Annotated in this window: 20 protein-coding genes and 2 tRNA genes; 18 read left to right on the top strand and 4 right to left on the bottom strand. The window is 70.2% G+C overall.

Annotated elements, in window-relative coordinates; genetic code table 11:
• Nucleotides 1–12 precede the first annotated feature (12 nt).
• Nucleotides 13–660, bottom strand: a complete 648-nt coding sequence (locus QK442_RS27525; RefSeq protein WP_282696776.1) for a superoxide dismutase — start codon at nt 658–660, stop codon at nt 13–15.
• A gap of 183 nt (nt 661–843) precedes the next feature.
• On the bottom strand, nt 844–2,262 hold the full coding sequence (locus QK442_RS27530; protein WP_282696777.1) for an amino acid permease: 1,419 nt from the start codon (nt 2,260–2,262) through the stop codon (nt 844–846).
• Nucleotides 2,263–2,701: 439 nt separating this feature from the next.
• Here QK442_RS27530 and QK442_RS27535 point away from each other — a divergent pair, with 439 nt between their 5' ends.
• From QK442_RS27535 to QK442_RS27555, 5 genes are all read left to right on the top strand, one after another.
• Entirely contained in the window at nt 2,702–3,334 is a 633-nt protein-coding gene (locus QK442_RS27535) for a biotin transporter BioY (RefSeq protein WP_282696778.1), read from the top strand.
• A 137-nt stretch (nt 3,335–3,471) separates the two neighbouring features.
• A complete protein-coding gene (locus tag QK442_RS27540; protein ID WP_282696779.1) occupies nt 3,472–3,960 on the top strand; it encodes a ribose-5-phosphate isomerase in 489 nt (162 codons plus the stop codon).
• A 79-nt stretch (nt 3,961–4,039) separates the two neighbouring features.
• The gene (locus tag QK442_RS27545) at nt 4,040–4,849 is read left to right on the top strand and encodes a DNA-formamidopyrimidine glycosylase family protein (RefSeq protein WP_282696780.1); all 810 of its coding nucleotides are present in this window, start codon (nt 4,040–4,042) and stop codon (nt 4,847–4,849) included.
• A gap of 93 nt (nt 4,850–4,942) precedes the next feature.
• On the top strand, nt 4,943–6,088 hold the full coding sequence (locus QK442_RS27550; RefSeq protein WP_282696781.1) for a PP2C family protein-serine/threonine phosphatase: 1,146 nt from the start codon (nt 4,943–4,945) through the stop codon (nt 6,086–6,088).
• Between the two features lie 139 nt (nt 6,089–6,227).
• Nucleotides 6,228–6,422: a hypothetical protein gene (locus QK442_RS27555; RefSeq protein WP_282696782.1), complete on the top strand. Its 195-nt coding sequence runs from the start codon at nt 6,228–6,230 to the stop codon at nt 6,420–6,422.
• A 113-nt stretch (nt 6,423–6,535) separates the two neighbouring features.
• Here QK442_RS27555 and QK442_RS27560 read toward each other — a convergent pair.
• Nucleotides 6,536–6,606, bottom strand: a tRNA-Gly gene (locus tag QK442_RS27560).
• Nucleotides 6,607–6,749: 143 nt separating this feature from the next.
• Here QK442_RS27560 and QK442_RS27565 point away from each other — a divergent pair.
• The 5 genes from QK442_RS27565 (at nt 6,750) to clpX (ending at nt 11,441) form a co-directional block, all read left to right on the top strand.
• A tRNA-Pro gene (locus QK442_RS27565) sits at nt 6,750–6,826 on the top strand.
• Between the two features lie 176 nt (nt 6,827–7,002).
• The gene (tig, locus tag QK442_RS27570) at nt 7,003–8,397 is read left to right on the top strand and encodes a trigger factor (RefSeq protein WP_282696783.1); all 1,395 of its coding nucleotides are present in this window, start codon (nt 7,003–7,005) and stop codon (nt 8,395–8,397) included.
• A gap of 262 nt (nt 8,398–8,659) precedes the next feature.
• Complete coding sequence (locus tag QK442_RS27575; RefSeq protein ID WP_282696784.1) at nt 8,660–9,277, top strand: ATP-dependent Clp protease proteolytic subunit; 618 nt, start codon at nt 8,660–8,662, stop codon at nt 9,275–9,277.
• A 61-nt stretch (nt 9,278–9,338) separates the two neighbouring features.
• Nucleotides 9,339–10,001, top strand: coding sequence for an ATP-dependent Clp protease proteolytic subunit (locus QK442_RS27580; protein WP_282696785.1), 663 nt, complete (start codon nt 9,339–9,341; stop codon nt 9,999–10,001).
• Nucleotides 10,002–10,157: 156 nt separating this feature from the next.
• Nucleotides 10,158–11,441 (top strand): ATP-dependent Clp protease ATP-binding subunit ClpX, encoded by a 1,284-nt coding sequence (gene clpX / locus QK442_RS27585; protein WP_030494070.1) that lies wholly within the window; start codon nt 10,158–10,160, stop codon nt 11,439–11,441.
• A gap of 70 nt (nt 11,442–11,511) precedes the next feature.
• On the opposite strand, the gene QK442_RS27590 is transcribed toward clpX, so the two are convergent.
• Nucleotides 11,512–12,447: a hypothetical protein gene (locus QK442_RS27590; protein WP_282696786.1), complete on the bottom strand. Its 936-nt coding sequence runs from the start codon at nt 12,445–12,447 to the stop codon at nt 11,512–11,514.
• 138 nt (nt 12,448–12,585) lie between these two features.
• Here QK442_RS27590 and QK442_RS27595 point away from each other — a divergent pair, with 138 nt between their 5' ends.
• The 8 genes from QK442_RS27595 (at nt 12,586) to mrdA (ending at nt 23,025) form a co-directional block, all read left to right on the top strand.
• Nucleotides 12,586–15,207, top strand: a complete 2,622-nt coding sequence (locus QK442_RS27595; protein WP_282696787.1) for a valine--tRNA ligase — start codon at nt 12,586–12,588, stop codon at nt 15,205–15,207.
• 125 nt (nt 15,208–15,332) lie between these two features.
• On the top strand, nt 15,333–16,853 hold the full coding sequence (locus QK442_RS27600) for a folylpolyglutamate synthase/dihydrofolate synthase family protein (RefSeq protein ID WP_282696788.1): 1,521 nt from the start codon (nt 15,333–15,335) through the stop codon (nt 16,851–16,853).
• 6 nt (nt 16,854–16,859) lie between these two features.
• Entirely contained in the window at nt 16,860–17,225 is a 366-nt protein-coding gene (locus QK442_RS27605) for a DUF4233 domain-containing protein (protein WP_282696789.1), read from the top strand.
• A 64-nt stretch (nt 17,226–17,289) separates the two neighbouring features.
• Nucleotides 17,290–17,703, top strand: coding sequence for a nucleoside-diphosphate kinase (gene ndk / locus QK442_RS27610; protein WP_282696790.1), 414 nt, complete (start codon nt 17,290–17,292; stop codon nt 17,701–17,703).
• Between the two features lie 254 nt (nt 17,704–17,957).
• The gene (locus QK442_RS27615) at nt 17,958–18,977 is read left to right on the top strand and encodes a rod shape-determining protein (RefSeq protein WP_019886273.1); all 1,020 of its coding nucleotides are present in this window, start codon (nt 17,958–17,960) and stop codon (nt 18,975–18,977) included.
• A gap of 76 nt (nt 18,978–19,053) precedes the next feature.
• Nucleotides 19,054–20,136, top strand: a complete 1,083-nt coding sequence (gene mreC, locus QK442_RS27620) for a rod shape-determining protein MreC (protein WP_282696791.1) — start codon at nt 19,054–19,056, stop codon at nt 20,134–20,136.
• The gene (gene mreD, locus QK442_RS27625; protein WP_282696792.1) at nt 20,133–20,804 is read left to right on the top strand and encodes a rod shape-determining protein MreD; all 672 of its coding nucleotides are present in this window, start codon (nt 20,133–20,135) and stop codon (nt 20,802–20,804) included. Before mreC ends, mreD begins: the two co-directional genes overlap by 4 nt.
• 19 nt (nt 20,805–20,823) lie before the next feature.
• Nucleotides 20,824–23,025, top strand: a complete 2,202-nt coding sequence (gene mrdA / locus QK442_RS27630) for a penicillin-binding protein 2 (RefSeq protein ID WP_282696793.1) — start codon at nt 20,824–20,826, stop codon at nt 23,023–23,025.
• The last annotated feature ends 2 nt before the right edge of the window (nt 23,026–23,027 follow it).

A 23,027-nucleotide genomic window follows, 5' to 3' on the forward strand; every position in this document is an offset into this window, starting at 1 on the left:
GCGCGCAGGCCGTCAGAAGGAGATCAGCGGAACGCTCGCCTTCGCGGCCAGGTAGCGCTTGTTCACGTCCTGCCAGTTGACGACCTGCCACATGGCGTCGATGAAGTCGACCTTCTGGTTCTTGTACTGGAGGTAGAAGGCGTGCTCCCAGGCGTCGAAGACCAGGACCGGGATCGAGCCCTGGCCGACGTTGCCCTGGTGGTCGTAGACCTGCTCGACGATCAGCCGGCCGCTGACCGGCTCGTAGGCGAGGACGCCCCAGCCGGAGCCCTGGGTGGTCGCGGCGGCCTTGGTCAGCTGGGTCCTGAACCGGGCGAAGGAGCCGAAGGACTCGGTGATCGCGTCGGCGAGCTCGCCCACCCCGTCGGCCGCGAGCGGCTCACCGCCGCCCTCGCCGCCCTTCGGGGAGGCCATGTTGTTCCAGTAGATGGAGTGGAGGATGTGGCCGGAGAGATGGAACGCCAGGTTCTTCTCCAGGCCGTTGATGCTTCCCCACTGCTCCTTGTCGCGCGCCTCCTCCAGCTGCTCCAGGGTGTCGTTCGCGCCCTTGACGTAGGCGGCGTGGTGCTTGTCGTGGTGCAGCTCGATGATCTGCGGGTTGATCACCGGTTCCAGCGCCGCGTAGTCGTACGGCAGCTCCGGAAGTGTGTAGATCGCCATGTGTGCCGAGCCCTTCGAGCGACTGCTTATTGCAACCTCTATGCAGGTGCAGGCTAACAGCACTTGCGGTGAAAGTTGATCAGTCCTCGGACCTAGGACCCCGCGCCCCGGAAACGCCGATCGCCCCGCCGGGCGGACCCGGCGGGGCGATCGGGAGAGAAGAGGGGGAAAGGGAGAAGGGGCTCAGACCTTCGCGACCCGCTTCTCGCGCGCCCTCTGGAGGGCGAAGCCCGCCGCGGCGAGGGCCAGCGTCAGCGCGCCCGTCGCGTAGAGCTGCACCCGGGTGCCCTCCTCGCGGGCCATCAGGAAGAAGATCGCGCCCATGCCCAGCAGCGCCACCCACGTCAGGTACGGGAAGAACCACATCCGCACGACCAGCTTCTCCGGCGCCTCCCGCTGGATGCGGCGGCGCAGCACCAGCTGGGAGACGGCGATGAAGAACCAGACGACCAGGATGATCGCGCCGATCGTGTTGAGCAGCCAGACGAACGCCTTGTCCGGCGACCAGTAGCTCAGCAGCACGCAGCCGAAGCCGACCACCGAGGAGGCCAGGACGGCCGGGCGGGGCACGCCCCCGAAGGTGCGGCCGAGCGCCTTCGGGCCCTGCTCGCGGGCGACCAGCGAGCGGGCCATGCGGGAGGCGCCGTAGATGTTGGCGTTCATCGCGGAGAGCAGGGCGACCAGCACGACCACGTTCATGATCTGGCCGGCCCCCGGGATGCCCAGGTGGTTCAGGGCGGCGACGTACGGGCCCTTCTCGACGACCGCCGGGTCGTTCCACGGGACGAGGGTGACGATGACCGCCATCGAGCCGATGTAGAAGAGCGCGATCCGCCACATCGCCGTACGGACCGCCTTGGCGACCCCCTTCACGGGGTGCTCGGACTCGGCCGCGGCGATGGTGACCGTCTCCAGGCCGCCGTACGCGAAGACGGAGGCGAGCAGGCCGACGATCAGGCCCTCGGAGCCGTGCGGGAAGAAGCCGCCGTCGCCGGTGAGGTTCGCGGTGCCGGGGGCGGCGGTGCCGGGCAGGAGGCCGGCGATGGCGAGGGCGCCGATGCCGAGGAAGAGGACGATCGCGCCGACCTTGAGCGCGGCGAACCAGAATTCGAACTCGCCGAAGTTCTTCACCGCCGCCAGGTTGGTGCCGCAGAAGACCAGCATGAAGAGCGCCACCCAGGCCCACTCGGGGGTGCCCGGCAGCCAACCCGTCATGATCTTCGCCGCGCCGATGGCCTCCAGTCCGACGGCCACGCAGAGCAGGAGCCAGAAGGCCCAGCCCGCGGTGAAGCCGGCCCACGGGCCGAAGGCGCGCTCGGCGTGGACGGAGAAGGAACCGGAGGCCGGGTTCGCCGCCGACATCTCGCCGAGCATCCGCATCACCAGCATGACGAGCACGCCGGAGATCGCGTACGCGACGACGATCGAGGGCCCGGCCGCGGCGATGCCGGTACCGGAGCCGACGAAGAGACCGGCGCCGATGACGCCACCCAGGGCGATCATCGACAGGTGGCGCTGCTTGAGACCGGGGGAGAGACCCTCGCCGGGAGCGGCGGCGCCGCCTCGGCGGTCGGCCTGCGCGGGCGCGGTGGTCCGAGACATGGGCAACCCTGTTCATAGGCTGAGGCGGGGGAGGAAAGCCACAGTCTGGGCGGGCGCACCGCTCAGAAGGAACACGTGTCCGCTATGCGGTCACCCCCTTCACGCAAGGTGAAGTTTCCGCTCCGTTTCGTCGTGGCCGACCGGGCGCGATCCCGGGCGGGGGAGCGGGGCCCGCACTCCGACAGAAGCTGCCCTTGAGAGGCGGCGCTTTATGGGGACCCCACAGTCTCGCCACTGATGGCCTCCTGGTGCAAAAAGGGCGCCACGCGCACACTCCCAAGTGACAAGCGTCACGTGGCGCCTCGGAGCCGTATCCGCTCTTTGTCGGGATCCGATGAAGCTCCGGCCCGAGGCTTTGTCGGCGGCTGACGGTGAGCGCGCGTTCACTCCTGGCATAGCGTCAACCCGTCCCCGACACCCTCACCCCCGCGGAGTACCGATGAGCACCGCCGCCGCCCCCGCCCGCGCCCTCCGCCCGGGCCTCGTCCTGGCCGACCTCCTCCCCTCCCCCAAGCTCTCGGCTTCGCTCGAGCAGGGAGGTGCCCCCAGCCGCGCCCGCGACATCGCCCTCGTCGTCGGCGGCGCCGCCCTCACCGGCCTGGCCGCGCAGATCGCCGTCCCGGTCCCCGGCTCCCCGGTCCCGGTCTCCGGCCAGACCTTCGCCGCCCTGCTCGTCGGCACCGCCCTCGGCGCCCGCCGCGGCTTCCTCTCCCTCGGCCTGTACGCCGTCGCCGGCATGGCGGGCGTCCCGTGGTTCGCCCAGGGCTCCTCGGGCTGGGCGATGCCCTCCTTCGGCTACATCCTCGGCATGCTGCTCGCCGCCACCGTCGTCGGCGCCCTCGCCCGCCGTGGCGCCGACCGCTCGGTCCTGCGCACCGCCGGCACCATGGCGCTCGGCTCCGCGATCATCTACGCGGTCGGCGTCCCCTACCTGGCCCTCGCCACCGGCATGACCTTCGGCCAGGCGGTCGCCGCGGGCCTGACCCCCTTCCTCATCGGCGACGCCCTCAAGGCCGCCCTCGCCATGGGCGCCCTCCCCACCGCCTGGAAGCTCGTCGGCCGCAAGGGCTGACACCCCGGGACCCGTACGGCCGAGGGCCCGCCGCTCCGACAGGAACGGCGGGCCCTTCCCCGTACCGCCTCCGACGGGGGCGGCACACGGAGCCCCGCTGACACCCGCCCCGTCCCGGCCGTGCCACACTCAAGGCCATGCGCGTCTACATCGGTTCCGACCACGCCGGCTACGAACTCAAGACCCACCTCGTGGAGTGGCTCAAGGCCCACGGCCACGAGCCCGTCGACTGCGGCCCCCACATCTACGACGCCCTCGACGACTACCCGCCGTTCTGCCTGCGCGCCGCCGAGAAGACGGCCGCCGACGCGGACGCCCTGGGCATCGTCATCGGCGGCTCCGGCAACGGCGAGCAGATCGCCGCCAACAAGGTCAAGGGCGTCCGTGCCGCCCTCGCCTGGAGCGAGCAGACCGCCGCCCTCGGCCGCGAGCACAACAACGCCAACGTCGTCGCCGTCGGCGCCCGCATGCACAGCCAGGAAGAGGCGACCAAGTTCGTCGAGATCTTCCTCAACACCCCGTACTCCGGCGACGAGCGCCACACCCGCCGCATCGAGATGCTGAGCACGTACGAGACCACCGGCGAGCTCCCCCCGATCCCGGCCCACCACCCGCAGCAGGGCTGAGCCGACCCGCCCGCCCGACCGTGCCGCCGGCCGAGCCCGGCGGCACGGTCATGCCGTCCCTTCACCCAGGAGAACCGCCGTGCCCGAGGGGCATACGATCCATCGCCTCGCCCAGGACCACCTGGAGCGCTTCGGCGGCCGGCCCGTACGCGCGAGCAGCCCGCAGGGCAAGTTCTCCGACAGCGCGGCCCTCCTCGACGGCCGGGTCCTCGACGGGGCCGACGCCCACGGCAAGCACCTCTTCCTCGGCTTCCGGGACACCGGCTGGGTCCACATCCACCTCGGCCTCTTCGGCAAGCTCGGCTTCGGCACGACCCCGGCGCCGCCCCCGACGGACACCGTCCGCCTGCGCCTCGTCGGCGAGGACCACTACGCCGACCTCCGCGGCCCCACCACCTGCGCCCTCCTCACCGAACCCGAGAAGCAGGCGATACACGACCGCCTCGGCCCGGACCCGCTGCGCGCCGGGGACGACCCCGACCGGGCCTGGCGCCGGATCGCGAGGTCCCGCACGACGATCGCCGCCCTCCTCATGGACCAGAAGGTCATCGCCGGCGTCGGCAACGTCTACCGCGCCGAGGTCCTCTTCCGCCACGGCATCGACCCGTACCGCGCGGGCAGGGACCTGACGGCGGGGGAGTGGACCGCGCTCTGGGACGACCTGGTGGAACTGATGCGCGAGGGCGTCCGCCTCAACCGCATCGACACCGTCCGCCCCGAACACACCCCCGAGGCCATGGGCCGCCCGCCCCGCGTCGACGACCACGGCGGCGAGGTCTACGTCTACCGCCGCGCGAACCTGCCCTGCCACCTCTGCGGCACGGAGATCCGCACGGCCGACCTGGCGGCCCGCAACCTCTTCTGGTGCCCGACCTGCCAGCGGCGCTGACCACGGCACCGCACCCGCCCGGGGCGATTTCACGCACCTTGTCACCGGGGTACCCCTGCACGGACACAGCCGGGGTGGATAGGGTCCAGGCCAATGGGTGACCGCACGGGAGTGAACACGTACGCGGCCCGGCTGCGCAGGCGCGCCCACCGGGCCCGCGTCGCGCTGCGCAGGACCGGGGTCGACTACTTCCGCGGCGGCGCCTCCGACCGCCTCGCCCTCGCCGGGCTGCTCCTGACCGTCCCGGCCATCGTCGGCGGCACCGTCCTCGACTCCGTCTGGTGCTCGCCCGCCGCCCTCGTCCTGCCGATCGTGGCCGGCGGCCTGCTGCTGCGGCCCGCCAGCCTCCTCGGCCTGTACGCGGCGGCCGCCGGCGGCCTGATCGTCGAGTCCGTGGTCCTCGGCCCGTACGCCGAGGGGCCCGCGCGCGTCACCCCGGGCACCGTCCTGGTGGTCGCCGCCTGCGGCCTCTTCGGCCTGCTCATCGCCCAGTTCCGGGCCCGCGTCGGGGTGCCCTGGCGGCGCGGCGGCACCATGCTCTTCGACCTGCGGGAACGGCTCCGGGTGCAGAGCGCGCTGCCCCGGCTGCCGCGCGGCTGGCACCGCGAGATGGCGCTCCGCCCGGCCGGCGGCCAGTCCTTCTCCGGCGACTTCGTCGTCGCCGCCCGCACCCACGGCGGCCGCACCCTGGAGGTCGTCCTCACCGACGTCTCCGGCAAGGGCATGGACGCGGCCTCCCGCTCCCTGCTGCTCTCCGGTGCCTTCGGCGGCCTCCTCGGCTCCCTCCCGCCGCACGGCTTCCTGCCCGCCGCCAACGGCTACCTGCTCCGGCAGAACTGGGACGAGGGCTTCGCCACCTCCATCCACCTCGTCCTCGACCTGGACTCCGGCGACTACGAGCTCTTCTCCGCCGGCCACCTGCCCGCCCTCCAGCTCCACTCCGGCACCGGCCGCTGGGAGGAGAAGGACGGCGAAGGACCCCTCCTCGGCGTCTACGACGGCGCCGAGTTCCACCCGGTCAAGGGCACCCTGCACCCCGGCGACGTCCTGATGCTCTTCACCGACGGCCTCGTGGAGGCCGCCGACCGCGACCTCGCCGAAGGCATCGACCGCCTCACCGGCGAGGCCGACCGCTGTGTCGCCGGCGGCTTCGAGGGCGTCGCCTGGCACCTCATCGAGGCCGTCGCCAAGGACGTCAACGACGACCGGGCCCTCCTCCTCATCTCCCGCCCGTCCTGACCCTCCGCCGCTGTGCGGTACCCCACGATTCGTCACCCCCCGGCGGGGGCAGGGAGGTTGGTGGCACGATGGAGGCACGGGGGGTGTCCGGAAGCGCCCTCCGCCGGCTAGGCGGAACCGACCGAGGGTGTGATCAGTTGTGGCCATTTCGCTGTCTGTGGTGTTGCTGTTGGCGATCGTCCTGGTGGTGCTGATCCGCGGCGGCAGCCTCAAGGGCGGCCCCGCCGTCGTCGCCGTCCTCTTCGGCTTCTTTCTCGCCTCCACCGGCATGGCCGACGACATCCAGCGCTTCCTGGACTCGATAACCCAGACGATCGCGGCCATCAAGTTCTGAGGAATCCGGGGAACCGAGGGGAATCGAGGGGGGATCGGGGGGGATCGGGGGAGCCCGGAAACGGCTCCGGGCCCGGTCCCTCGACGAGGAACCGGGCCCGGAGCCGTACACAGAGCGGGCGACGGGAATCGAACCCGCGTAGCTAGTTTGGAAGACTAGGGCTCTACCATTGAGCTACGCCCGCACGGAACGCGCCGCGGGTCGGAGCGACCACGGCACGGACAGCATCGTAGCCGGTCCGGAGCCGTCCGTGCACACCCCGGAGCACGTCCCGGAAAGAGGGGGCGTCACAGCGTCCCCGTACATGTACCCTACGTGTCGCACCGACGGGGTGTGGCGCAGCTTGGTAGCGCGTCCGCTTTGGGAGCGGAAGGCCGTGGGTTCAAATCCCGCCACCCCGACCATCATGATCCTCCGCGGCTTCGGCCTGGCGGGTTCTTGATCACGTTGTGGGCGCCGTCCCACGTGCGGTTACTATGCAAGCTGCGTGCCCGTGTGTCTTTCTGACCGGGCCCATCGGCCGGAACCGCCCCGTGCGGCTCCGCCGGAATCCAGGAATCAGCCACAAGGAGACCGAACCGTGAAGAGCGCCGTGGAGACCCTGAACCCGACCCGGGTTCGGCTCACTGTCGAGGTGCCCTTCGAGGAGCTCAAGGACAGCCTCGACGCGGCGTACAAGAAGATCAACCAGCAGGTCACGGTCAAGGGCTTCCGCAAGGGCAAGATCCCCGCGCGCGTCATCGACCAGCGTTTCGGCCGCGGCGCGGTGCTGGAGGAGGCCGTCAACGACGCGCTCCCGAAGCTCTACACCGAGGCTGTGAACGAGGCCGAGGTCAACCCGCTGGGCCAGCCCGAGGTGGACATCACGGAGCTGAAGGACGGCGAGCTGCTGGCCTTCACCGCCGAGGTCGACGTCCGCCCGACGATCGAGATCCCGGACTACTCCGGCATCGAGGTCGAGGTCGACGCGGTCGAGGTCACCGACGAGGACGTCGAGAAGTCCGTGGAGCAGCTGCGCGAGCGCTTCGCCTCCACGAACCCGGTCGAGCGCGCCGCCGCCGAGGGTGACGTCGTCACCGTCGACCTGGAGGCCAAGGTCGACGGCGAGGTGCTGCCCGACGGCGTCGCCAAGGGCGTCTCGTACACCATCGGCTCCGGCGAGCTGCTCGACGGCATCGACGCCGCCGTCACCGGCCTGGAGGCCGGTGGCGAGGCCACCTTCACCTCCGAGCTGAAGGGCGGCTCCGCCGCGGGCAAGGAGGCCGAGGTCACCGTCAAGGTCACCGCCGTCGCCGCCCGTGAGCTCCCCGAGCTCGACGACGAGTTCGCGCAGATGGCGTCGGAGTTCGACACCCTCGACGAGCTCAAGGCCGACAGCCGCAAGCGCCTCGAGAACATGAAGCAGTTCGACCAGGCCACCCAGGCCCAGGAGCGCGTCCTGGAGAAGTTCCTGGAGCTGGCGGAGATCCCCGTCCCCGAGAAGCTCCTCGAGGACGAGATCAACACCCGCAAGCACAACCTGGAGCACCACCAGCTCGGCCAGATGGGCCTGACCCTGGAGAAGTACCTGGAGCTCCAGGGCAAGACGGTCGAGGAGTTCGAGGCCGAGACCAAGGAGCAGGCGGTCAAGGGCATCAAGACCCAGTTCCTCCTCGACGAGCTCGTCTCCAAGGAGCAGCTCAACGTCGAGCAGGACGAGCTCACCGAGCACCTGATGCGCCGTGCCGCCTCCTCCGGCATGTCCCCCGACCAGTTCGCCCAGGCCGTCGTCCAGGGCGGCCAGGTGCCGATGCTGGTCGGCGAGGTCGCCCGCGGCAAGGCCCTCGCGGTCGTCGTCGAGGCCGCCAAGGTCGTCGACACCAAGGGTGAGATCGTGGACCTCTCCGACGACGAGGACGAGGTCGAGGCCGCCGCCGAGACGGTCGAGGCCGTCACCGGCGAGGCCGAGGTCGCCGAGGGCTCCGAGCAGAAGTAAGCCCCACCCCGGCTGGCGCCGAGGCCCGCGCCTCGCGCCGCCCACCGAGCCACGGGCCCGGCCGCACCGCAGTGCGGCCGGGCCCGTGGACGTACGCGGACCTTTTCATGCGCCGCCAACTACCTTGCGCTCCCAGCGAACAGTTCGGGAACCGGGATGGCGTTGTCCCACCTGCGCGTTAGGGTCCATGGATACGGGGGCAGTGCCCTCAGAACGAGACGCTGAGACGGCCCGGGGCCGTCGGAGACGAGCAGGTGGATACGTGACGAATCTGAAGCCTTACGCCGCGGGTGAGCCGTCCATCGGTGGCGGCCTCGGCGACCATGTCTACAACCGGCTGCTCGGCGAGCGCATCATCTTCCTCGGCCAGCAGGTCGACGACGAGATCGCCAACAAGATCACCGCGCAGATGCTCCTCCTGGCCGCCGACCCGGAGAAGGACATCTACCTCTACATCAACAGCCCCGGCGGTTCGGTGACGGCCGGCATGGCGATCTACGACACCATGCAGTACATCCCGAACGACGTCGTCACCATCGGCATGGGCATGGCCGCCTCCATGGGCCAGTTCCTGCTCACCGGCGGCACCGCCGGCAAGCGCTTCGCCCTGCCGAACACCGACGTCCTGATGCACCAGGGCTCCGCCGGCATCGGCGGCACCGCCTCGGACATCAAGATCCAGGCCGAGTACCTCCTCCGGACGAAGAAGCGCATGGCCGAGATCACCGCGCACCACTCCGGCCAGACCGTCGAGACGATCATCCGCGACGGTGACCGCGACCGCTGGTTCACCGCGCAGGAGGCCAAGGAGTACGGCCTCATCGACGACATCATCACGCACGCCGCGGGCGTTCCCGGCGGCGGCGGCACGGGCGCCTGAGCCCGGCACCGCCGAAGAGCCCCAGCCCCCGCCGAACGCCACCAGGACGGTGAACACCCACATGCAGAACAACCTCTCCCCGAGCGGCCTGTACACCGGCGCGCCGATGGACAACCGCTACGTCGTCCCGCGCTTCGTCGAGCGCACCTCGCAGGGCGTGCGCGAGTACGACCCGTACGCGAAGCTCTTCGAGGAGCGCGTGATCTTCCTCGGCGTGCAGATCGACGACGCCTCCGCCAACGACGTCATGGCGCAGCTGCTGTGCCTGGAGTCGATGGACCCGGACCGCGACATCTCCATCTACATCAACAGCCCCGGCGGCTCCTTCACCGCCCTCACGGCCATCTACGACACGATGCAGTTCGTGAAGCCGGACATCCAGACGGTCTGCATGGGCCAGGCGGCCTCCGCCGCGGCCGTGCTGCTCGCCGCCGGCACCCCCGGCAAGCGGATGGCCCTGCCCAACGCCCGCGTGCTGATCCACCAGCCCTCCGGCGGCACCGGCCGCGAGCAGCTCTCCGACCTGGAGATCGCGGCCAACGAGATCCTGCGCATGCGCAGCCAGCTGGAGGAGATGCTGGCCAAGCACTCCTCGACGCCGATCGAGAAGATCCGCGACGACATCGAGCGCGACAAGATCCTGACGGCCGAGGACGCCCTCGCGTACGGCCTGATCGACCAGATCGTCTCGACCCGCAAGAGCACGACCGCCGCGGCACACTGACGCCCGACCTTCCCCTGGCACGGTACGCGTGGCCGAATCGCGACCATGTGAACCGTGCCAAGGGGGGCCCGAACGGGGGGCCCGGCAAGGTACCGTCGAATATGAGGCACCAGGAGTCGCTGAACCAAGCGCTCCCAGGCGAAGGGGAAGCACCTCGTGGCACGCATCGGTGATGGCGGCGATCTGCTCAAGTGCTCGTTCTGCGGAAAGAGCCAGAAGCAGGTGAAGAAGCTCATCGCGGGACCCGGTGTGTACATCTGCGACGAGTGCATCGACCTCTGCAACGAGATCATCGAAGAGGAACTCGCGGAGACGAGCGAGGTGCGCTGGGAGGAACTCCCCAAGCCCCGCGAGATCTACGAGTTCCTGGAGGGCTACGTCGTCGGCCAGGAGCCGGCGAAGAAGGCGCTCTCCGTCGCCGTGTACAACCACTACAAGCGCGTCCAGGCCGGCGAGAACGGCGGCGCGCAGGGCCGTGACGACGCCATCGAACTGGCCAAGTCCAACATCCTGCTGCTCGGCCCCACCGGCTCCGGCAAGACGCTCCTGGCCCAGACGCTGGCCCGGATGCTCAACGTCCCGTTCGCCATCGCCGACGCGACGGCGCTGACCGAGGCCGGCTACGTCGGCGAGGACGTCGAGAACATCCTGCTCAAGCTGATCCAGGCCGCGGACTACGACGTCAAGAAGGCCGAGACCGGCATCATCTACATCGACGAGATCGACAAGGTCGCCCGTAAGAGCGAAAACCCGTCGATCACCCGCGATGTGAGCGGCGAGGGCGTGCAGCAGGCCCTCCTGAAGATCCTGGAAGGCACCACGGCCTCCGTCCCGCCGCAGGGCGGCCGGAAGCACCCGCACCAGGAGTTCATCCAGATCGACACGACGAACGTGCTCTTCATCGTGGGCGGCGCCTTCGCCGGCCTGGAGAAGATCATCGAGTCGCGGGCGGGCGCCAAGGGCATCGGCTTCGGGGCGACCATCCGCTCCAAGCGCGAGATCGAGGCGAGCGACCAGTTCCAGGAGGTCATGCCGGAGGACCTGGTGAAGTTCGGGATGATCCCCGAGTTCATCGGCCGCCTCCCCGTCATCACCTCGGTCCACAACCTCGACCGCGAGGCCCTCCTCAAGATCCTCGTCGAGCCCCGCAACGCCCTGGTGAAGCAGTACCAGCGCCTCTTCGAACTCGACGGCGTCGAGCTGGACTTCGACCGCCCGGCCCTGGAGGCCATCGCTGACCAGGCCATCCTCCGCGGCACCGGCGCCCGCGGCCTGCGCGCCATCATGGAGGAGGTCCTCCAGTCGGTGATGTACGAGGTCCCCTCCCGCAAGGACGTGGCCCGCGTCGTCATCACGGCGGACGTCGTCCGCAACAACGTGAACCCGACCCTGGTCCCGAGGATCGTCAAGAACGACGGCCGCCACGAGAAGTCGGCGTAACCCGGAAGCACGACGAAGGGGCGCCCCCACCAGGCCGGTGGGGGCGCCCCTTCGTCGTGTTCCGTCCGCGTCAGAGCTTGACGCGGACCTCCTTGCGGAGCTTGGCGGCGATCGCGGCGACCTCGTCGACGGTGCCGCCCTTGCCGGTCATCATGTCGGCCAGGTTGAAGTGCATCACATAGGCGAGCGTGCTGTGGTCGGCCCAGAGGCAGATCGGCATGGTGACCTCCTTGGGGCCGAGGCCCCCGGACTCCTCACCCGTCTTGGACTTGAGCTCCTGGCACTTCATCACGGCACCGTCGAGCTCCGCCGGGGAGACGCTCTTGGGCTCACCGATGAGCTCGCCCTCGTTCTTGTCCTTCTCGGCTTCCACCTCGGCCTTCATGTCGGCGAAGGCGTTGTCGATGGTCTTCTCGGGGTCGTCGATCGTGCCGTACGCACCACCGAACATCAGCATCTTGCCCGCCAGCGGGTTGCTGGTGTCCTTCACCTGGTAAGAGCCGTTGGCCCGCTGGGGGTTCTTGACGCCGTACTTCTCCGCGTCCTTGATGAAGTCGTCCTCGTCCGACTTCTTGCTGCCGTCCGGAGACTTCTTGTACTCGCCCAGCACCGTCTCCGGCGTGACCAGCTTGTGCGGGCCGTCGTTCGCGACGGAGGCGCCACCGCCGCCGAACACGAAGTACGCGCCCACCGCGATCGCGGCCACGACCGCCGCCGCGCCGATCATCATCGGGGCCTTGCTCTTCTTCGGGGCCGGCGGGGGCGGCGGGTAGCCGCCGGGGCCCTGCGGGGCGCCGTACTGCGGCTGCTGGCCGTACGGGTTCGGCTGCTGCTGCGGGTAGCCGTACGGCGGCTGCTGCGGCGGCACGCCCTGCGGGGCCTGCTGGGGGTAGCCGTAACCGGGCTGCGGGGCCTGCGGCTGCCCGTACGGGCCGGGCTGCTGACCGTAGGGCCCGGGCTGCTGGGGCTGCTGCCCCCCGTACGGGCCCGGCTGGTTGTAACTCATCGACTGGTTCCCCTCACAGGATGTTTATGCGTAGCGAACATCCTGTCGGAAGCCGCCCGGCGGTGGGGCAGTGGGGGGTGCACCGTTACGGAACAATCGCGTTTCAGGACCGGCCCGTGACACCCCTAAACTGGGCCCGTGACCGAGAACACTCAGCAGCAGACAGCAGCCACCACCGAATTGCCGACCCAGTACACGCCGGCCGAGGTAGAGGGGCCGCTGTACGAGCGCTGGGTAGACCGGGGTTACTTCACGGCCGACGCGAAGAGCGAGAAGCCGCCGTACACCATCGTCATCCCGCCGCCGAACGTCACCGGCTCGCTCCACCTGGGCCACGCCTTCCAGCACACGCTGATGGACGCCCTGACCCGCCGCAAGCGCATGCAGGGCTTCGAGTCCCTCTGGCTGCCCGGCATGGACCACGCCGGCATCGCCACCCAGAACAAGGTCGAGCAGCAGCTCGCCGAGGAGGGCAAGTCCCGCCACGACCTGGGCCGCGAGGAGTTCGTCGAGCGCGTCTGGCAGTGGAAGGAGGAGTACGGCGGCAAGATCCTCGGCCAGATGCGCCGGCTCGGCGACGGCGTCGACTGGAGCCGCGAGCGCTTCACCATGGACGAGGGCCTGTCCCGTGCCGTCCAGACCATCTTCAAGAAGCTCTACGACGACGAGCTGATCTACCGCGCCGAGCGCATCATCAACTGGTGCCCGCGCTGCCTCACCGCGATCTCGGACATCGAGGTCGAGTACCAGGAAGACGCCGGCGAGCTGGTCTCCATCCGGTACGGCGAGGGCGAGGACTCCCTGGTCGTCGCCACCACCCGCGCCGAGACGATGCTCGGTGACACGGCCGTCGCCGTCCACCCGGACGACGAGCGGTACCGGCACCTCATCGGCAAGCAGATCAAGCTGCCGCTGACCGACCGCACCATCCCGGTCGTCGCCGACACCCACGTCGACCCCGAGTTCGGCACCGGAGCCGTCAAGGTGACCCCGGCGCACGACCCGAACGACTTCGCCATCGGCCAGCGCCACGGCCTGCCGTCGCTGACCGTCATGGACGAGCACGGCGTCATCACCGTCCACGGCCCCTTCCTCGGCCTGGACCGCTTCGAGGCCCGCTCCGCGGTCGTCGGCGCCCTGCGCGAGCAGGGCAGGATCGTCGCCGAGAAGCGTCCGTACATGCACTCCGTCGGCCACTGCTCGCGCTGCAGGACCACCGTCGAGCCGCGCCTGTCCATGCAGTGGTGGGTCAACGTCAAGCCGCTCGCCAAGGCCGCCGGCGACGCGGTCCGCGACGGCCGGGTCAAGATCCACCCCGAGGACATGTCGAAGCGCTACTTCGACTGGGTCGACAACATGAACGACTGGTGCATCTCGCGCCAGCTGTGGTGGGGTCACCGCATCCCGATCTGGTACGGCCCCGACGGCGAGATCGTCTGCGTCGGCCCCGACGAGCAGCCGCCGACGGGCGAGGGCTGGCACCAGGACACCGACGTCCTCGACACCTGGTTCTCCTCCGGCCTGTGGCCGTTCTCCACCCTCGGCTGGCCGGAGAAGACCCCGGACCTGGAGAAGTTCTACTCCACCGACGTCCTGCTCACCGGCCACGACATCATCTTCTTCTGGGTCGCCCGGATGATGATGTTCGGCCTGTACGCGATGGACGGCCAGGTCCCGTTCACCACGATCGCGCTGACCGGCCTGGTCCGCGACGAGCGCGGCAAGAAGATGTCGAAGTCCTTCGGCAACGTCGTGGACCCGCTGGACTGGATGGACAAGTACGGCTCCGACGCCGTCCGTTTCACCCTGGCCAAGGGCGCCAACCCGGGCACCGACGTCCCGATCGGCGAGGACTGGGTCCAGGCGTCCCGGAACTTCGCCAACAAGATCTGGAACGCGACCCGGTTCGCGATGATGAACGGCGCCACGACCGAGGGCGAACTGCCCCCGGCCGAGAAGCTGTCGGCGACCGACCGCTGGATCCTGTCCCGCCTCAACACCACGGTCGCGCAGGTCGACGCGTACTACGACGACTTCCAGTTCGCCAAGCTGAGCGAGGCGCTCTACCACTTCGCGTGGGACGAGGTCTTCGACTGGTACGTCGAGCTGTCGAAGACGACCTTCTTCGCGGGCGGCGAGGGCGCGAAGGTCTCCGGCCGCGTCCTCGGCGAGGTCCTCGACGTCCTGATGCGCCTGCTGCACCCGGTGATGCCGTTCGTCACCGAGACGCTGTGGACCACGCTCACCGGCCGCGAGTCCATCGTGGTCGCCGAGTGGCCGGCCGACAGCGGCTTCCGCGACGAGGCCGCCGAGCGCGAGATCGAGCTGGTCCAGCAGGTCGTCACCGAGGTCCGCCGCTTCCGCTCGGACCAGGGCCTCCAGCCCGGCCAGAAGGTTCCCGCCCGCCTCGACCTGGCCGGCACCGCGCTCGCCCCGCACGAGGCCGCCATCCGCCAGCTGCTGCGCCTCCAGCCGGAGGGCGAGGGCTTCGCCGCCACCGCCTCCCTGCCGGTCGCCGGCGCCACCGTCGCGCTCGACCTGTCGGGCACCATCGACGTGGCCGCCGAGCGCAAGCGCCTCGCGAAGGACCTGGCCGCCGCCGAGAAGGAGAAGGCCCAGGCCGAGGGCAAGCTCGGCAACGAGGCCTTCCTCGCCAAGGCCCCGGACAACGTGGTCGACAAGATCCGCACCCGCCTCGCCAAGGCGGACGAGGACATCGCCCGCGTCCAGGCCCAGCTGGACCGCCTGCCGCAGGCGTAACGCGTACGGGGGAGGGGCCCGGGACCGGTCGGTCCCGGGCCCCTCCTGCGTCCCCGGCCGCCCCGCCCACTCCGGAAAGGGGAGGGTCGGCCGTCCTGTCGGTGGGTCTCCGTAGACTTGGGGGCGTGAGTGACCCGAGCGATCCGCGCGACTTTGCCGACGAGCCCGCCGACGCCTTCGACGACATCGTCGACGAAGAGACGACGAGAGACCCCGACCTGGCGGTGATCGAGGCCGGCAGCCGCACCCTGCGTGCCCTGGCCGGTCCGCCGCAGGGCGACCCCGTGCCCACCCGCCCCGAGGACCCGGAGCTGGACAAGGCGCTGCGCGAGGTCGAGACCGAGCTGGCCACCCGGTGGGGCGAGACCAAGCTGGAGCCCTCGGTCAAGCGGATCGCGGCGCTCATGGACGTGCTGGGCGAGCCGCAGCGCGCGTATCCCTCGATCCACATCACGGGCACCAACGGCAAGACGTCCACCGCCCGCATGATCGAGTCCCTGCTCGGCGCCTTCGAGCTGCGCACCGGCCGCTACACCTCGCCGCACGTGCAGACGATCACCGAGCGGATCAGCCTGGACGGCGCCCCGATCTCCGCCGAGCGGTTCATCGAGACGTACCAGGACGTCAAGCCGTACGTGGAGCTGGTCGACGCCCGCGAGGAGTACCGGCTCTCCTTCTTCGAGGTCCTCACCGGCATGGCGTACGCGGCCTTCGCCGACGCGCCGGTCGACGCGGCCGTCGTCGAGGTCGGCATGGGCGGCACCTGGGACGCGACCAACGTGATCGACGGCTCCGTCGCCGTCGTCACCCCGATCGACCTGGACCACACCGACCGGCTCGGCGAGACCACCGCCGAGATCGCCGGTGAGAAGTCCGGGGTGATCAAGCAGGGCGCGACCGTCATCCTGGCCCAGCAGCCGGTGGACGCCGCCCAGGTGCTCCTGAAGAAGGCCGTCGACGTCGACGCGACCGTGGCCCGCGAGGGCATGGAGTTCGGCGTCGTCTCCCGCGAGGTGGCCGTCGGCGGCCAGCTGCTGACCCTGCGCGGCCTCGGCGGCGAGTACGACGAGATCTTCCTGCCGCTGTACGGCGCCCACCAGGCGCACAACGCGGCCGTGGCGCTCGCCGCCGTCGAGGCGTTCTTCGGCATCGGCGCCGAGCACGCCCGCACCCTCGACATCGACACCGTCCGGCGCGCCTTCGCCCAGACCTCCTCGCCGGGCCGGCTCGAAGTCGTCCGCTCCTCCCCGACGGTCATCCTCGACGCCGCGCACAACCCGCACGGGGCCCGCGCCACCGCCGAGGCCGTCTCCGAGTCCTTCGGCTTCTCCCGGCTCATCGGCGTCGTCTCCACCAGCGGCGACAAGGACGCCCGGGGGCTCCTGGAGGCCTTCGAGCCGATCTTCGCCGAGATCGTCGTCACCCAGAACTCCACCTCCCGCGCCACCGACGTCGACGCGCTCGCCGCGGCCGCCGTCGAGGTCTTCGGCGAGGACCGGGTCGTCGTCGAGCCCCGGCTGCCCGACGCCCTGGAGACGGCGATCACGCTCGCCGAGGAGGAGGCCGAGTACGGCGGCGCCGGTGTCCTGGTGACCGGTTCGATCTTCACGGTCGGCGACGCCCGGCTGCTGCTCAAGAGGGGCTGACCCGGCATGCGTACGCTCTGCTCCTCCACGCTCATCGGCGAGTTCTTCGTGATCGGCTTCGCCGGTCTCGTCGCCATGAAGGACCCCTCCCTCACCACCTCCACCGTCTGGTGGGTGTGCGGCGTCGCCATGGTCCTGTCGGTGCTGCTCTGCGGGATGATCACCCGTCCCGGTGGTGTCCAGCTCGGCTGGGCGCTCCAGATCGGGCTGGTCGTCAGCGGTTTCTTCGTCCCCGTCATGTACTTCCTCGGGGCGGTCTTCGCCGTCCTGTGGTGGTGCTCGGTGCACTACGGGCGCAAGGTGGACGAGATCAAGGCCCGCTGGGCCGCGTCGAACGCCGCCCAGGGCTCCGCAGGGCCTGACGCTGCGTGACGGCAATCGGTGCGGGCCCTGTAGATTCATAGGCCCGCACGTCTTTTCCGAAGGAGTTCCCCCCGTGAGCCAGCGCACGCTCGTCCTGCTCAAGCCCGACGCGGTCCGCCGCGGTCTGATCGGCGAGATCATCGGCCGCATCGAGCGCAAGGCCGGCTGGACCATCACGGCCCTGGAACTGCGCGAGCTGGACCAGGAGACGCTGGAGCAGCACTACGGCGAGCACAAGGGCAAGCCCTTCTACGAGCCGCTGATGGGCTTCATGGCCTCCGGTCCGGTCGTCGCGCTCGTCGTCGAGGGCGAGCGGGTCATCGAAGGCGTCCGCCAGCTGGCCGGCCCGACCGACCCGATCGCCGCCGCGCCGGGCTCCATCCGCGGCGACTACGGCACCATCGTCCGCGAGAACCTCATCCACGCCTCGGACTCCGAGGAGTCCGCCGCGCGCGAGCTGAAGATCTTCTTCCCCGGTCTCGCGTGACTCCCGGTCTCGCGTGACTCCCGGTCCCGTGTGACCCCGGCTGACCCCGCGTCAGCCGAACAGTTGCCACGTGTGGGGCGACCGAAGGAATTCGGCCGCCCCCAGGCATATGAACGCCAATCCCGGGAACGGATCGCCGCGTCCTACCGTCACCTAGTACAGAGGTGGACCAGCGCGCGCCATCCGCGTGAGCGGCACTACGATGAAAACTCTTCGCCGCACCACCCTCAGCCATGGGAAACAAGGGGAACTTCATGTCGTTCATCGGCCGTGACATGGCTGTCGACCTCGGGACCGCCAACACGCTGGTGTACGTCAGGGGTCGAGGCATCGTCCTCAACGAGCCGTCCGTCGTCGCGATCAACACCAACACCGGCGGAATCCTCGCGGTGGGTGCCGAGGCGAAGAAGATGATCGGCAGGACCCCCGGCAACATCGTCGCCGTCCGCCCGCTGAAGGACGGCGTCATCGCCGACTTCGAGATCACCGAGCGGATGCTCCGCTACTTCATCCTCAAGATCCACAAGCGGCGCTACCTCGCCCGCCCCCGGGTCGTGGTCTGCGTGCCCTCCGGCATCACCGGCGTCGAGCGCCGCGCCGTCATCGAGGCATCCACCCAGGCCGGCGCCCGCCAGGTGCACATCATCGAGGAGCCCATGGCGGCGGCCATCGGCTCCGGCCTCCCCGTCCACGAGGCCACCGGCAACATGGTCGTCGACATCGGCGGCGGCACCACGGAGGTCGCCGTGATCTCCCTCGGAGGAATCGTCACGGCACAGTCCATCCGGGTCGCCGGCGACGAGCTGGACAACGCGATCATCCAGCACATCAAGAAGGAGTACTCGCTCCTCCTCGGTGAGCGCACCGCCGAACAGATCAAGATCACCATCGGTTCGGCCTACGACCTGGAGCAGGACGAGCACACCGAGATCCGCGGCCGCGACCTCGTCTCGGGCCTCCCCAAGACGGTCGTCATCTCGGCCGCCGAGGTCCGCAAGGCCATCGAGGAGCCGGTCAACGCGATCGTCGACGCCGTGAAGACCACCCTCGACAAGTGCCCGCCGGAGCTCTCCGGTGACGTGATGGACCGCGGCATCGTTCTCACGGGTGGCGGCGCCCTGCTGCGCGGCCTCGACGAGCGGCTGCGCCGCGAGACCGGCATGCCGATCCACATCGCCGAGGACCCGCTGGACTCGGTCGCCCTCGGATCAGGCAAGTGCGTCGAGGAGTTCGAGGCGCTCCAGCAGGTCCTGGACGCCCAGCCGCGCCGCTGACCCGCCGGCCGGGCGCGAGCCCGTACGGTACGGACATCTGCACAACGAACCACGAGGAAGGGCACGGCCGCCGCACGTGAGGGACACACGAGAGAGCCGGCTGCTCCTGGTGCTGCTGGTCGTGATCGCGTTCGCGCTGATCACGGTGGACATCCGCGGCGGTCAGGAGTCGCCGGTCGACGGCGCCCGGCAGGCCGCCGCCGCCGTCTTCGGACCCGTCGAGAACGGCGTCGCGGCGGCGGTCGACCCCATCGGCAACGCCATAGGCGCCGTACGGGACTCCGGCGAGCGGCACACCAGGATCGCCGCCCTGGAGAAGGAGAACGCCGAGCTCAAGGCGAAGCTCGGCAGCGACGACCGCAACCGCAGCCGGCTGCGCGAACTCGACACCCTGCTCAGGACCGCCGGAGCCGGCCAGTACGGCATCAAGGGCGCCCAGGTCATCGCCATAGGAGCGGCCCAGGGCTTCTCCTGGACCGTCACCGTCGACGTCGGCGCCCGCGACGGCATCCAGCGCGACATGACCGTGCTCAACGGCGCCGGACTCGTCGGCCGGGTCACCACCGTCGGCCCGACCACCTCCACGGTCCTGCTCGCCAACGACCCCGACTTCACCGTCGGCACCCGCATGGAGAAGACCGACGAACTCGGCTTCGCCACCGGCCAGGGCGACCGCCCGCTGCTCGTCCAGCTCCTCAACGGCAAGGCCAAGGTGAAGAAGGGCGACCGCCTCGTCACCTTCGGCTCGTCCGGGAACAAGCCCTTCGTGCCCGGCGTGCCCGTCGGCGAGATCGTCCGAGTCGACCCCTCGAGCGGCGGCCTCACCCGTAACGTCTACGTCCGCCCGTACGTCGCCTTCAGCAAGCTCGACATCGTCGGCGTCGTCGTCCAGGCCCCCCGCTCCGACCCGCGCGACACGGTGCTGCCGCCGAAGCCGAAGCCCGCGCCGACCGTCACCGTCACGGTCACCGCGAAGCCGCCCGCCGACGGCGAGCAGGCGAACGAGCGGCCCCAGGGCGAGGCGGCCGAGCAGCCCCTCAAGAACCAGGACCAGGCGCAGAACCAGGCCGACACCCCGCAGGACCAGGCGCAGCAGAACCCGAACCAGGACCAGAACCAGGCCCAGGACCCGAACGACCAGGGGGACGCGACACCGTGAAGTTCAACCGCATCCTCCTCTCCGCGACCCTGATCGCGGTCGCCCTCGTCGTCCAGGTCTCCGTCCTCGCCCGGCTCCAGCTCCCCGGTGCCGTCCCCGACCTCGTCCTCCTCACGGTCGTCGCCCTCGCCCTCGTCCACGGCCCGGTCACCGGCTCCCTCGTAGGCTTCTCCGCCGGCCTCCTCGCCGACCTGGCCCCGCCCGCCGACCACGCCGCCGGCCGCTACGCCCTCGTGCTCTGCGTGGTCGGCTACCTCGTCGGCCTCGTCCGGCCCGAGAACGGCCGGTTCACCTCCGCCGTCGGCCCGATGGCCGCCGTCGTCGGCGCGGCCGTCGGCTCCACCCTGCTCTACGCGGGCGTCGGCGCCCTCGTCGGCGACACCGCCGCCCGCCACGTCGGCCTCACCTCCCTGCTCCTCACCGCCGTCGTCTACGACCTGCTGCTCGCCCCCTTCACGGTGCCGCTCGTCATGGCCCTGGCCCGGCGGGCCGAGAACGACCCGGTCGCCGACGCCACCGGGGCGGGCGGCGGCGCCGACGTCTCCTCCGGCTGGCTCTCCTCCGGCACCGGCCTGAGGATCGGCACCCAGCGCGGCGGCCTGCGCGTCAAGGCGGCCCGCACCCGCGCCACCCGCGCCGGACGCATCAAGGGAGTCAAGCGACTGTGACCGAGGGGGCCCCGGCGGCATGACCAACATCCCCGAGACCGGACGGACCCCCCGGGTCCAGACCCGGCTCGTCGTCATCCAGATCCTCGTCGTCTCGCTGCTGCTCACCCTGGGCGGCCGGCTCTGGTACCTCCAGATCCGCAACGGCAAGGAGTACACGGACGAGGCCAGGAACAACCACATCCAGCAGGTCGTCCAGCCCGCCGTCCGCGGCTCCATCCTCGACGCCCGGGGCGTCCCGCTCGCCGACAACGAGACCCGGCTGGTGGTCTCCGCCTCGCGCACCGAGCTGATGAAGATGAAGGACCGCGGCAAGGCCGTCCTCACCCGGCTCGCCGGCGTCCTGGAGATGAAGCCCGAGGACGTCATCAACAAGATCCGGCTGTGCGACTCCCAGACGCCCAAGCCCTGCTGGAACGGCTCCCCGTACCAGCCGATCCCGGTCACCGACGAGGCCACCACCCAGCAGGCCCTGACGATCCGTGAGAGCGCCGAGGACTTCCCCGGCATCACCGCGGAGCCCACCGCCGTCCGCCGCTACCCCGCGCTCGGCGGAGCCCGTACCGCACAGGTCCTCGGCTACCTCTCGCCCGTCACCGACGAGGAGATCGCGAAGGCCAAGGACACCGACTCGCCGTTCCTCCGCTCCGACCAGGTCGGCCGCTCCGGCATCGAGCGCACCTACGACAAGGAGCTGCGCGGCAAGGCCGGCGTGACCCGCTACGAGGTCGACAAGCTCGGCCGCGTCATGGGCCAGACCAAGGCCGACCCCGGCGTGGCCGGCTCCACCCTCGTCACCAGCATCGACGCCCGGGTCCAGGCCGTCGCCGAGTACGAGCTCGCGCAGGCGATGAAGACCGTCCGCGGCGAGACCGACAAGATCACCGGCCGGAAGTACGAGGCCGACTCCGGAGCGGTCGTCGTCATGGAGACGAAGACCGGCCGGGTCGTCGCCATGGCCTCCCAGCCCGACTACGACCCCAACGTCTGGATCGGCGGCATCTCCGCCAAGGACTACGCCTCCCTCACCAGCAAGGGCTCCAACTACCCGCTGCTCAACCGCGCCATCCAGGGCCAGGCCCCGGCCGGCTCCATCTTCAAGGTGGTCTCCGCGAGCGCCGCCGTCCGCGCCGGCTACGACTTCAACGACAGGTACAACTGCAGCGCCTCCTACAGCCTCGGCAACCGCAGCTTCGCCAACTTCGAGTCCCAGGGCCACGGCCCCATCACCCTCGGCGAGGCCCTCAAGTACTCCTGCAACACCGTCTTCTACGCCCTCGGCCACAAGGAGTGGCAGAAGGACGGCGGCATCACCCCGAACAAGGACGCGCACGACTGGTTCTACGTGACCGCCCGCGACTTCGGCCTCGGCTCGGAGACCGGCGTCGACCTCCCCAACGAGGTCACGGGCCGCATCCCGGACCGCCAGTGGAAGCAGAAGTTCTGGGAGGCCAACAAGGACGCCTGGTGCAAGCAGGGCAAGAAGGGCGGCAGCTACGTCGAGCAGATCGCGTACGAGAGCTGCCTCGAAGGCAACCAGCTGAAGGCGTACGACAGCATCAACTTCGCGATCGGACAGGGCGACGTCCTCGTCACCCCCATCCAGATGGCGACCATCTACGCCGCCATCAGCAACGGCGGCACGCTCTACGACCCCCACGTCGGCAAGGCCGTCATCAGCCCCGACGGCAAGCAGGTCCGGGAGATCAAGCCCAAGGCCCACGGCAGGCTGCCGGTCGACGCCCGGACCATCCGCGACCTCGACAAGGGCCTGCGCTCCGTCGTCGAGCCCGGCGGCACCGCCGCCTGGCGGTTCGGCGGCTGGCCCCAGGACAAGATCCCGATGCGCGCCAAGACCGGCACCGCCCAGGTCTACGGCAAGCAGACCACCTCGTGGCTCGCGACCTACACCGACGACTTCACCATCGTCATGACCATCTCCCAGGCCGGCACCGGCTCCGGCGCCTCCGGCCCCGCCGTGCGCAACATCTACGACGCCCTCTACGGCCTCGACGACGCCGGCAACCAGGACCTCAAGCGCGCCCTGCTGCCCCGGCCGCAGACGGCGCTGCCGAAGATCGACGCCGACGGCACCATCGCCGCCCCCGCCATCAAGGCGTACGACCCCACGTCCCAGCTGGTCGCCCCGGACGGGAAGAACGGCGCGAACGGCGCCGGGGGACCGCAGCACGCGGGCACGCCCCCGAACAGGAGGGACTGACG

This window comes from Streptomyces sp. CC208A (assembly GCF_030010625.1).
Classification (GTDB): domain Bacteria; phylum Actinomycetota; class Actinomycetes; order Streptomycetales; family Streptomycetaceae; genus Streptomyces.

What these genes read in the sequence shown, in the direction of transcription:
- QK442_RS27525 (WP_282696776.1), bottom strand. Translation starts at nt 660, where the DNA reads ATGGCGATCTACACACTTCCGGAGCTGCCGTACGACTACGCGGCGCTG.
- QK442_RS27535 (WP_282696778.1), top strand. Translation starts at nt 2,702, where the DNA reads ATGAGCACCGCCGCCGCCCCCGCCCGCGCCCTCCGCCCGGGCCTCGTC.
- QK442_RS27550 (WP_282696781.1), top strand. Translation starts at nt 4,943, where the DNA reads ATGGGTGACCGCACGGGAGTGAACACGTACGCGGCCCGGCTGCGCAGG.
- QK442_RS27615 (WP_019886273.1), top strand. Translation starts at nt 17,958, where the DNA reads ATGTCGTTCATCGGCCGTGACATGGCTGTCGACCTCGGGACCGCCAAC.
- QK442_RS27605 (WP_282696789.1), top strand. Translation starts at nt 16,860, where the DNA reads ATGCGTACGCTCTGCTCCTCCACGCTCATCGGCGAGTTCTTCGTGATC.
- mrdA (WP_282696793.1), top strand. Translation starts at nt 20,824, where the DNA reads ATGACCAACATCCCCGAGACCGGACGGACCCCCCGGGTCCAGACCCGG.
- QK442_RS27530 (WP_282696777.1), bottom strand. Translation starts at nt 2,262, where the DNA reads ATGTCTCGGACCACCGCGCCCGCGCAGGCCGACCGCCGAGGCGGCGCC.
- QK442_RS27540 (WP_282696779.1), top strand. Translation starts at nt 3,472, where the DNA reads ATGCGCGTCTACATCGGTTCCGACCACGCCGGCTACGAACTCAAGACC.
- QK442_RS27580 (WP_282696785.1), top strand. Translation starts at nt 9,339, where the DNA reads ATGCAGAACAACCTCTCCCCGAGCGGCCTGTACACCGGCGCGCCGATG.
- QK442_RS27590 (WP_282696786.1), bottom strand. Translation starts at nt 12,447, where the DNA reads ATGAGTTACAACCAGCCGGGCCCGTACGGGGGGCAGCAGCCCCAGCAG.